Source organism: Leifsonia sp. KNZ12-8B (assembly GCF_056755495.1).
Genome location: NZ_JBPGXM010000142.1, coordinates 1 through 9,407, shown reverse-complemented (window position 1 = coordinate 9,407; position 9,407 = coordinate 1). Strand labels below are relative to the sequence as shown.

Genomic DNA, 9,407 nt, shown 5'->3' with positions numbered 1-9,407 from the left:
TCGGCAGCGTCAGATGTGTATAAGAGACAGGTGTCGGGGCGGCGGAGCGAGTGCGCCGGTCAGGGGCGGGGCCAGGACTGGGTGAAGCGGGTGAAGAGGGTCGCGAAGGTCTGAGCCTCCTCGGGGGTGAAGTCGGCCAGGGCCGCCTCTACGGCGCTGCGGCGGTGCGAGCGCACCTCGGAGAGCTGTGAGCGGCCGGCGGTCGTGAGCTCGAGCAGGGCGCGGCGCGCGTCGGACGGGTCGGGCACGCGGCGCACGTGGCCGCGCTCGACGCCCTCCTGCACCAGGCGGCTCGCGCGCGGCTGATCGACGCCGATCGCGGCGGCCAGGGTGCTGACCGAGAGCGGCTTGCCCGCGGTGTCGGCCGCCTCCAGCGCCTCCAGCATGCGGAAGCGTGCCATGCGGCCGAAGGCGGCGTCGCGCCCGCGGGCGCGTTCGGCGCCGCGGGAGCCGGTTGCGTCGGGCTGAGCGCCGGTGCCGGCGTCGCCGTGCGCGGACGGGCCGCCGTGACCGCCGGCGTCGGCCTGGCCGTGGGCGTCGCCGTGCATGTGGGGCCCACCGTGCCCGCGCGGCTCGCCGGGGTGAGAGCCGGGCCAGCCGCGGGACGGCCAGCCGCCGTGGGGGCCGTGGCCGGGGGCGCTCTCCCAGGGGCCGTGCTGCGGCCAGGGGCCGCGGCGGCGCGACGGGTCTCGGCGCAGAGCCGCGAGGGCGGCCTCGATCATCGCGACGACGTCCGCCGAGGGCGAACCCTCCTGGTCTTGACCACGCTCCGACATGTATGTAACTATACATTCAGTTGTAACGGTACATACAAATGGAAAGGCTTCATCCGATGACGAACCCCGACGACAGCAACACGAACGACACGAACACGAACACGAACGACACCAATGCCCCCGACCTCCCGCCCGGATACTGGTTCGGCGAGATCCAGGGCCGGCTGCGCGAGCGGATGCGCGACGCGCTCGCCGAGCAGGACCTGCGCCGCGGGAGCTGGCGCATCCTCCACCTGCTGGCAGACGGTCCGGCGACCCCGCAGGAGCTCGCCGACCGCCTCCCCCGCGGACGCCACCACGGGCGCGGGCACTCCGCCGCCGATCGGCGCCCCGGCTGGGTGGGCCGACCCGACTGGCGGGGAGGGCGCCCGCACCCCGGCCTGCGCCACCAGGACCCGGACCGGCAGCAGGGAGGTCCGCGCGCCGACGACGCCGAGCACCGGCCCGGCCACGGCGAGCACCCCCACCACCACGACGACCACCCCAACCACGGCGACCACCACCACGGCGACCACCCCGCCCACGGCGACCACCACCACGACGCCCACACCCACCACGACGACGCCGAGGCCGCCTTCGAGCGGGGATTCGAGCGCGGGTTCGTGCGGGGCTTCGGCGCCGATCCGCGTCGCTTCCTCGACCCGCGGATCGACCCAAGGGTCGACCCGCGGATCGACCCGCGGGCGCGCTTCGGCCGTCCCGGCTTCGGATACGGGGGCCCGGGATCACCTGAGCACGGGTTCCCCGGCCATCACGACCGCCGCTCCCCCTTCCACCCGCACCACCGGCCCCGCCGCATCGAGCGCACGCTCGCGGACTTCACCGAGCGCGGCTGGGTGTGGTTCGACGGCGAGCGCGCGACGCTGACCGACGAGGGGCGCGCCGCTCACGACGCCGCCGAGCAGCGGGTGGAGCAGGCGCGCGCCTCCCTCGCCGACGGAATCGAGCCCACTGACTGGGCGACGACCATGCGGACGCTCGAGCGGATGGCCCGGAATCTCGGCTGGGAGGGCCGAGCGTAGGCTGGTCGCATGACGCCACCGACAAGCCGTACCGGCCGCGAAGAGGTCGTGCTGCTCGCCGACGACGGCACCCCGATCGGCACGGCGGACAAGGCCACGGTGCACACGACGGCGACGCCGCTGCACCTGGCCTTCTCCTGCCACCTCTTCGACGGGGAGGGGCGCCTCCTCGTCACCCGGCGCGCGCTGAGCAAGGCGACCTGGCCGGGGGTGTGGACCAACTCGTTCTGCGGGCACCCCGCACCCGGCGAGGCCATCGAGGACGCGGTCGTCCGGCGCGCGCAGGATGAGCTCGGTGCCGCGATCGACAACCTCGCGCTCGCGCTCCCCGACTTCCGGTACCGCGCGGTCGACGCCGCCGGCATCGTCGAGTACGAGGTCTGCCCGGTGTACACGGCGACGATCGTGGGCGACGTCTCCCCCTCGGCCGCCGAGGTCGCCGAATGGGAGTGGGTCGATCCGCGCCTCCTGCTCACCGCGGTCGACGCGACACCCTGGGCGTTCAGCCCGTGGCTGACCCTCCAGCTGCCCGCGCTGTACGCCGAGACCGGGGTCGAAGCCTCGGGTCAGCTGTGAGAACCGCTCATATTCTCCACCTGTGAATGAAGCTGTGGATAACCGGCCCGGCCCATGCCGGCGGCGGCATCAGTTCGCCCACACGCGGTCGACGCTGAGGCGGGGGACGAGCGCCCCATCGGACCCGTCGCTCCACTCAGGGAAGTCGAACACCGCCAGCATCAGCTGCAGCGGGTAGGCGGGCGGATCGTCGAGCAGGCGCAGCACCCGGCCGTCGACCGAGAAGGCCGCGCGGGAGTCGTCCCAGCGCGCCTCGTACGCGTGCGGCTCGGTGACGTCGATCGGCACGGGGATGCGCGCGAAGTCCTCGGCGAGGTGCGGGTCGCGGAAGCGGTGGAAGCCCATGCCGACGAGCGCACGATCGCGCGCGACATCCCGCCCGAACACCTCCATGACGCACAGCTCGCCGCTGCGCTCGGGCTCGTCCTCGAACCCGACCAGCCACAGCGACGCCATCGACCGTGGGGAGAGGTGGAGGGAGGCCCGCAGCCCGGCCCGCGCCTCCCTCGGCCCGCCGCCCACGAGGCAGCCGCGGAACTCCTCCTGCGCCTCCCGCACGGTCTGGCCGTCGAGGAACGGCTGCTGCGCGACCGTCGAGCCGACCGGGCCGGAGAAGTTGCCGGTCTGCAGACCCGAGACCCGCAACGGCGTCTCGTGCACCCCCTCCGCCCACAGCCCCTGCTCGGGCGGGATGGTCAGCTCGAGGTGGGAGGAGCGGAGGCGGTAGGTCGCGCGCGAGGCGTCCTTAGAGCTCCACGCGGGCAGGTAGTGCGGCAGCCAGACGCTGCGGTCGAGCTCCGGCTCGTCGAAGTCGTCGAACACGGGTCCGCCGGCCCTTGCGGTCAGGCCGTCCGGGTGGCGTCGATGTGCTGCTCGAGCCACCAGGTGCGACCGCCGTCGTCCGAGACCCAGCCGTCCCACTCGAACGCGTCGTCCGAGATGCTGGAGAAGTTCCAGCGGATGGGCCGGCCGTCGGTCTGCGTGCCGTCCTGCCGGATCCCGTCGCGGTGGTGGGCGGTGGCCACGAGCGTGCAGAAGTCGCCGGCCGCCGCGCCGAACCAGCTCACCCGCCAGCCGCCGAGCGCGGGATCGTAGACGCGGATCGTGGTGCCGCGGGCGGCGCCCGCGTCATCGTCCACCGGGACGAGCACATCCTGCACGGCGAGCCCGCCGAGCGTGTACGCGAAGATCCAGTCGGCCGTCGACTCCCGCCACGCGCCGGTCGTCTCGTCGAGCAGCCGCGTCTCGGCGCGCCACGAGCCGACCAGCTGGCCGAACAGGTGGACGCGCTGCCCGCGCTCGGGGCTGGGTCCCGCCGCGATCAGGGCCCTGGCGAATGCGGCGTCGGTCGTCTCGCTCATGTGCGCCCCTTCCGGCGTGCTCGGTGGTGTCAGCCGACCGGCCGTCCCGCCTCCGTGCTGGAGACGTCGGTCCGGTGGAAGTTGAGGAACGAGCGGGAGGCCGTGGGGCCGCGCTGCCCCTGGTAGCGCGAGCTGTACTCGGTCGAGCCGTACGGCTTCTCGGCGGCGGAGGAGAGCCGGAAGAAGCACATCTGGCCGATCTTCATGCCCGGCCACAGCTTGATCGGCAGGGTGGCGACGTTGCTCAGCTCGAGGGTGACGTGACCGGAGAAGCCCGGGTCGATGAAGCCGGCGGTGGAGTGGGTGAGCAGCCCCAGCCTCCCGAGCGAGCTCTTGCCCTCGAGCCGCGCGGCGACGTCGTCGGGCAGGCTGACCAGCTCGAACGTCGACCCGAGCACGAACTCGCCGGGGTGCAGGATGAACGGCTGGTCGGCGTCGACCTCCACGAACCTGGTCAGCTCCGGCTGGTCGACGGCCGGATCGATGAACGGGTACTTGTGGTTGTCGAACAGCCGGAAGAACCGGTCGAGCCGCACATCGATGCTCGACGGCTGGATCATGGCCGGCTCGAACGGCTCCAGAGCGATGCGCCCGGCGCCCAGCTCGGCCTTGATGTCACGGTCGGAGAGAAGCACGGGGCCAGCCTAGCGGGACGCGCGCGCCCGCGGGCGGGATCGGGCGAGCGCGGGCGACGGGAGGCGGTCGGCGGGTGAGATCGCGGGTCACTCAGCGGGGGTCGACGCGGACGGTCGCCGCCCGGGTCTTCTCGGTCGCCATCGGCGGGTAGTAGGGGCTGGTGCCGTACTTCGCCTCGTACGCACGATCCGCCCGATGCGATAGCTTCCGCGGAAGCTACTGCGCTAGGGTGCCCGTATGACGAACACGTCGCTGCGGGTGTCGGTGGTCCAGTTCGAGGCCGTGCCCTCCGATCCGGAGGCCAACCTCGCGACCGTCCGCGCCCTGGCGGCCTCCGCCGCCGCCGACGGCAGCCGGCTGGTCGTCTTCCCCGAGCTGTGCCTGCTCGGCTACTGGCACCTGACGAAGAAGACGGCCGAGCAGCTCCACGCGCTCGCAGAGCCCGCCGACGGCCCCCTGGTCGCCGAGCTGCGGGCGATCGCGCGCGAGCTGGGCGTCGGCATCGGCGCCGGTTTCCTGGAGGCCGCCGACGGCACCCTCTACAACTCCTATGCGGTCTGCTTCCCCGACGGGTCGACGCACATCCACCGCAAGCTGCACGCGTTCGAGCACGAGGCGATCAGCAGCGGCGACCGGTTCACCGTCTTCGATTCGCCGTGGGGCGTGCGGATGGGCATCCTGATCTGCTGGGACAACAACCTGGTCGAGAACGTGCGGGCCACCGCTCTGCTGGGCGCCACCGTGCTCATCGCGCCGCACCAGACCGGCGGGACGAACTCGCGCAGCCCCCACGGCATGAAGGTGCTCCCCGCCGAGCTCTGGCAGAACCGGCACACCGACCCGGCCGCGCTGGAGGCCGCCGCCAACGGCCCCTCCGGCCGGGAGTGGCTGCTGCGCTGGCTCCCGGCGCGGGCGCACGACAACGGGATCTTCGTGCTGTTCGCCAACGGGATCGGGCCGGACGACGACGAGATCCGCACCGGCAACGCGATGATCCTCGACCCGTACGGCCGCATCGTCGCCGAGACGCCGGCGCCCGCGGAGGCCGTGGTCACCGCCGACCTCGACCTCGACCTGCTGCCGCTCGCGACCGGGCGGCGCTGGCTGCTGGGCCGGCGGCCGGAGCTCTACGGCATCCTCACGCGGCCCTCCGGCCTGGAGCGCGACGCCCGGGCCGCGCGTCACTCGGCGGAGGGCGTGCCGGCGTCGTTCCGGGTGGAGGACGACGTCACGGACTGAGGGGCGTGCCGAGTCTCTCGGCGAGCGCCCGCGCGCGTTCCAGGAGGTCGGCAGCAGCAGCCTGGTCGAAGCCCGCCTGCGCCGCACGCCCGGCCGCGTAGCCGGCGAGGTACGCCGACAGCGGGGCGGCGGGCCGGACGACGTTGTGGGCCGCGTCTCGCGCCAGGGCGAGCACGGGCGCCATCACCTCGGCCGGGATGTCCGTGCCCAGCTCGCGGTTCAGCAGGCGCAGCCAGGCCTCCAGCTCGGTCATGCCAGGATCCTCTCTCGGGCCGCCACGAGGTCGGCGGGCGTATCGATGTCGTCGCTGAGGCCGCCGGGGTCGGGCACGATCTCCAGGCGCGCGGCGGCGACGAGCGCGCGGGCGGGCGCAGCGGTGAGCGCATCGGCGGCGCGCAACCGGTCGACGGCCTCCCGCAGAGTGGCCGCGCGGTACACGCCGCACAGCCACTGCGGGCGGCCGGACGCGTCGGTGAGGACGACGCCGTCGCTGCGGGTGTCGCCGCTGTCCGGGAGAAGAAGGGCGGAGGCGGTGAGGAGCAGCGCCACGGCCTCCGGGGCGCGGGCGATGTCGCAGGCGAGGACAAGCACGCGGTCGGCCGAGGGCGCGCGGCGGGCCAGCGCGTCGAGCCCCGCCGCGACGGCTGCGGCCGGACCGGCGAAGGGCGGCTCCTCCCGCGTCACCGTGGCCGCGGGGTGCGAGGCGACCTCGCGACCCAGCTCGGGCGGCCCGACCACCGCCACGGCCATCCCCGCGGTCGCGCGCAGCGCCCGCTCCAGGAGGGTCTCCCCCGCCAGCCGCACCCCGTGCTTCGGAGTGCCGAGCCGGCGCGCCCGGCCGCCGGCCAGGACGATCGCGGCGACGCGGGAGGCGTCCACCGACCCGGTCATGCCGGCTCGATCACCCGGACGAGCTGACCGGGGAGCACATCGCCCACGTCGGCGTCGACGACCGCGATCATCGGAGCCGAGAACATCGCCGACAGGGCGTGCGACGCGTGCGACGGCCGTCCGAACGGGGTCACGGCGAGGCTCCCGTCGGGCCGGTCGGCGACGATGAGCGGAACGAAGCGGACCGTGCCCGCCGACCCCTCCCAGCCCTCCGACACCGTCTCGGCGGACGGCTGCGCGGCGACCGGCCGGCCGGAGAGCACGTCGAGCGCCGGCCGCACGAACGCCTCGAACGAGACGAACGCCGCCGTCGGCGTCCCCGGCAGGGCGATCCACGGCACGCCGTTCCAGGTGCCGTGCGCCTGCGGACGACCCGGCCGCATCGCGACGCGGGCGAGCATCCCGCCCGGCGACACCGCGGCGGCGCGGCCGAGCAGGTCGTGCGATCCGGCGCCGAGACCGCCCGTCGAGACGACGAGGTCGGCGCCGGTGGACGCCGCGTCCATCGCCGCGGCGAGCGAGCCGGCGTCGTCCGCGGCGCGGTGACAGCCGACGACCTCGCCGCCGAGAGCCGTCACCGCCGCCCGCAGGTAGACCGCGTTGGAGTCCGGGATGGTTCCCGCGGCCTCCACCGGACCCGGCTCGCGGAGCTCGTCGCCGGACGAGACGATGGCGACGCGCGGGCGCCGGACCACCGGGACCTCGGCATGTCCGGCGGCCGCCAGCAGGGCGAGCGCACGCGCGGTCAGCGTCGCGCCGGCCGGCAGGAGGGGGGCACCGACCGCGACGTCCTCCCCGGCGCGGCGGATGTTCGCCTTGCCGGGGTCCCAGAGCTCGACGGTCGCACCCTCCACGAACCGGCCGGGCATCGAGCACTCCACCGGCACGACCAGGTCGGCTCCGGCGGGGACGGGCGCGCCGGTCATGATGCGCACCGCCTCCCCGGCGCCGATCGCTCCGGCAGCACCCGGCCCGGCCGGGCGATGTCCGACGACGGCGAGCCGCACCGGGCGGTCTCGGGTGGCACCCGCCACGTCCGCGGCCCGCACGGCGAAGCCGTCCATCGCGGCGTTGTCGAACAGCGGAACCGGCTGCCGGGCCGCGATCGCCTCCGCGGTCACCCGTCCGAGCGCCTCCACGACCGCGACGCGCTCGGACCCCAGCGGCCGCACCAGCGCCAGCACGGCGACCCGATACCCCTCGACCGTGCACGCGACCGCCCCGGCCGACCCGCTCATCCTGCTCTCGACCTGTCTCATGCGCCCACGCTACGCAGGCGCGATGTCGGCGCGGTTGCCCGGCGATCACGCCCCGTTACGTTCCCCTCACACGGCCCGCGGTGCGACGAGAGGTCTTCGTTACGCCGCCTTCACGTCGTGCGTCGTCCGCGGAAACACGCGGTCCCTAGCGTGGTGCCACCCACCGAGTCCAGGAGGTCCGCCATGACCAGCACCGCGCACGAACCGACCACGACGGCCCCGGGCGGCACGCCCCTCCCCACCGCGGCGGCGGCGCCGGCGCTCACGTTCCGGCCCGGCCGCTGGATCGAGGGCTGGAACGCCGAGGACCCCGCGCAGTGGCGCGACCAGGGCGCCGCGATCGCGCAGCGCAACCTGCGCTGGTCGATCTTCGCCGAGTTCCTCGGCTTCGTGGTCTGGCAGCTGTGGTCGATCGTCGTCGTCGCGCTGCCGGCCGCCGGCTTCACGTTCGACACCGGGCAGACGTTCTGGCTGATCTCGATGCCGAGCCTGGTCGGGGCGACCCTGCGCTTCCCGTACACGTTCATGGTGCCGCGGTTCGGCGGCCGCAACTGGACGATGATCTCGGCCGCGCTCCTGCTCATCCCGGCGATCGGGCTCGCGCTCTGCGTCGCCAACCCCGAGACGCCGTTCGCGGTGATGCTGCTGGTCGCCGCGCTCGCGGGGTTCGGCGGCGGCAACTTCGCGAGCTCGATGGCGAACATCACCTACTTCTACCCGCAGCGCAAAAAGGGCTGGGCGCTCGGCCTGAACGCCGCCGGCGGCAACCTGGGAGCAGCGGTGGCGCAGTTCGCGGTACCGATCGTGATCACGGTCGGCGCCGGAGCGTCCCTCCAGCTGCCGCTCGCCGGGCTGGTGTGGGTGCCGCTCATCATCGTGGCCATCGTCGGCGCCGGGCTCCGGATGGACAACCTGGCCAACGCCCGCGCCGACGTGAAGGCGTCGCTCGCGGCCCTCCGCGCACCCGAGCTGTGGCTGATGGCGCTGCTCTACATCGGCACGTTCGGCTCATTCATCGGGTTCTCGGGCGTCTTCCCGAAGCTCATCGCGGACCAGTTCCCCGGCTTCAGCACGTTCCCCGTTGCCGGCGCAACCCTGTCGCTCGCGTTCCTCGGCGCGCTGGTGGGCTCGCTCGCGCGCCCGTTCGGCGGGCGGCTGGCCGACCGGTTCGGGGGCAGCGCGATCACGATCGTGGCGTTCGTGGTGATGGCGGCGGGCGCGCTCGCGGTCATCGCGACACTGCCGCTCGAGAACTTCTGGCTGTTCCTCGGGTTCTTCCTGGTGCTGTTCGTCGCGAGCGGCGCGGGCAACGGGGCGACCTACCGGATGATCCCGACCCTCTTCGCCCTGCGCTCCGGCGCTGCCGACGGCCACAGCTCGGCGGGCGACGTCTCCGCCCAGCGCACGGCGGCGGCCGCGCTCGGCATCGTGTCGGCCTTCGGAGCGTACGGCGGGTTCGTCATCCCCCAGGTGCTGTCGCTGTCCAAGACGACCACGGGCGGCTACGAGGCCGGTCTGGGCTGGTTCGTCGCCGCGTACGCCGTGCTGCTGGCGATCACGGTGGCGGTCGCAGTGCACGGGCGTCGCCGCGGCGTGCGGATCTGACGGCAGGCCCCGGCATGTCCGCCGCGACCGTGGCCCCCTCCC

The 9,407-nt window shown here is 74.0% G+C and carries 11 protein-coding genes; 4 read left to right on the top strand and 7 right to left on the bottom strand.

What is annotated here, in order from left to right:
• Positions 1-59 precede the first annotated feature (59 nt).
• Complete coding sequence (locus tag ACR9ZG_RS16260; RefSeq protein ID WP_481285893.1) at positions 60-776, bottom strand: MarR family winged helix-turn-helix transcriptional regulator; 717 nt, start codon at positions 774-776, stop codon at positions 60-62.
• A 56-nt stretch (positions 777-832) separates the two neighbouring features.
• On the opposite strand from ACR9ZG_RS16260, the gene ACR9ZG_RS16255 reads away from it, so the two are divergent.
• Positions 833-1,798, top strand: coding sequence for a hypothetical protein (locus ACR9ZG_RS16255; RefSeq protein WP_481285892.1), 966 nt, complete (start codon positions 833-835; stop codon positions 1,796-1,798).
• Between the two features lie 9 nt (positions 1,799-1,807).
• Positions 1,808-2,374 carry an isopentenyl-diphosphate Delta-isomerase gene (gene idi, locus ACR9ZG_RS16250; RefSeq protein ID WP_481285891.1) on the top strand — a complete coding sequence of 189 codons (567 nt, stop codon included), beginning with the start codon at positions 1,808-1,810 and terminating at the stop codon, positions 2,372-2,374.
• Between the two features lie 69 nt (positions 2,375-2,443).
• Here idi and ACR9ZG_RS16245 read toward each other — a convergent pair whose 3' ends face one another.
• From ACR9ZG_RS16245 to dcd, 3 genes are read right to left on the bottom strand one after another with little or no spacing between them, the layout of a single operon-like run.
• Positions 2,444-3,196 carry a glycoside hydrolase family 16 protein gene (locus tag ACR9ZG_RS16245; protein WP_481285890.1) on the bottom strand — a complete coding sequence of 251 codons (753 nt, stop codon included), beginning with the start codon at positions 3,194-3,196 and terminating at the stop codon, positions 2,444-2,446.
• 20 nt (positions 3,197-3,216) lie between these two features.
• Complete coding sequence (locus ACR9ZG_RS16240; protein WP_481285889.1) at positions 3,217-3,735, bottom strand: hypothetical protein; 519 nt, start codon at positions 3,733-3,735, stop codon at positions 3,217-3,219.
• 29 nt (positions 3,736-3,764) lie between these two features.
• The gene (gene dcd, locus ACR9ZG_RS16235; RefSeq protein WP_481285888.1) at positions 3,765-4,370 is read right to left on the bottom strand and encodes a dCTP deaminase; all 606 of its coding nucleotides are present in this window, start codon (positions 4,368-4,370) and stop codon (positions 3,765-3,767) included.
• A 238-nt stretch (positions 4,371-4,608) separates the two neighbouring features.
• Between dcd and ACR9ZG_RS16230 the strand changes: the two genes are divergently transcribed.
• Entirely contained in the window at positions 4,609-5,610 is a 1,002-nt protein-coding gene (locus tag ACR9ZG_RS16230) for a nitrilase-related carbon-nitrogen hydrolase (RefSeq protein WP_481285887.1), read from the top strand.
• On the opposite strand, the gene ACR9ZG_RS16225 is transcribed toward ACR9ZG_RS16230, so the two are convergent.
• Genes ACR9ZG_RS16225 through ACR9ZG_RS16215 form a run of 3 tightly spaced genes read right to left on the bottom strand, consistent with a single transcriptional unit; the run spans position 5,600 to position 7,760 of the window.
• Positions 5,600-5,863 (bottom strand): DUF6457 domain-containing protein, encoded by a 264-nt coding sequence (locus tag ACR9ZG_RS16225; protein ID WP_481285886.1) that lies wholly within the window; start codon positions 5,861-5,863, stop codon positions 5,600-5,602. The two genes, ACR9ZG_RS16230 and ACR9ZG_RS16225, sit on opposite strands and share 11 nt — an antisense overlap.
• Positions 5,860-6,501 (bottom strand): molybdenum cofactor guanylyltransferase, encoded by a 642-nt coding sequence (mobA, locus tag ACR9ZG_RS16220; protein ID WP_481285885.1) that lies wholly within the window; start codon positions 6,499-6,501, stop codon positions 5,860-5,862. The genes ACR9ZG_RS16225 and mobA overlap by 4 nt, the downstream gene beginning before the upstream one ends.
• Positions 6,498-7,760 (bottom strand): molybdopterin molybdotransferase MoeA, encoded by a 1,263-nt coding sequence (locus ACR9ZG_RS16215; RefSeq protein WP_481285884.1) that lies wholly within the window; start codon positions 7,758-7,760, stop codon positions 6,498-6,500. The genes mobA and ACR9ZG_RS16215 overlap by 4 nt, the downstream gene beginning before the upstream one ends.
• 183 nt (positions 7,761-7,943) lie before the next feature.
• On the opposite strand from ACR9ZG_RS16215, the gene ACR9ZG_RS16210 reads away from it, so the two are divergent.
• Positions 7,944-9,365, top strand: a complete 1,422-nt coding sequence (locus tag ACR9ZG_RS16210) for an MFS transporter (protein ID WP_481285883.1) — start codon at positions 7,944-7,946, stop codon at positions 9,363-9,365.
• Positions 9,366-9,407 lie beyond the last annotated feature (42 nt).

Bases quoted from the DNA above. Each gene is read 5' to 3' on its own strand.
- ACR9ZG_RS16260 (WP_481285893.1), bottom strand. From the start codon at position 776: ATGTCGGAGCGTGGTCAAGACCAGGAGGGTTCGCCCTCGGCGGACGTC.
- ACR9ZG_RS16215 (WP_481285884.1), bottom strand. From the start codon at position 7,760: ATGAGACAGGTCGAGAGCAGGATGAGCGGGTCGGCCGGGGCGGTCGCG.
- ACR9ZG_RS16210 (WP_481285883.1), top strand. From the start codon at position 7,944: ATGACCAGCACCGCGCACGAACCGACCACGACGGCCCCGGGCGGCACG.
- ACR9ZG_RS16225 (WP_481285886.1), bottom strand. From the start codon at position 5,863: ATGACCGAGCTGGAGGCCTGGCTGCGCCTGCTGAACCGCGAGCTGGGC.
- ACR9ZG_RS16230 (WP_481285887.1), top strand. From the start codon at position 4,609: ATGACGAACACGTCGCTGCGGGTGTCGGTGGTCCAGTTCGAGGCCGTG.
- mobA (WP_481285885.1), bottom strand. From the start codon at position 6,501: ATGACCGGGTCGGTGGACGCCTCCCGCGTCGCCGCGATCGTCCTGGCC.
- idi (WP_481285891.1), top strand. From the start codon at position 1,808: ATGACGCCACCGACAAGCCGTACCGGCCGCGAAGAGGTCGTGCTGCTC.
- ACR9ZG_RS16240 (WP_481285889.1), bottom strand. From the start codon at position 3,735: ATGAGCGAGACGACCGACGCCGCATTCGCCAGGGCCCTGATCGCGGCG.
- ACR9ZG_RS16255 (WP_481285892.1), top strand. From the start codon at position 833: ATGACGAACCCCGACGACAGCAACACGAACGACACGAACACGAACACG.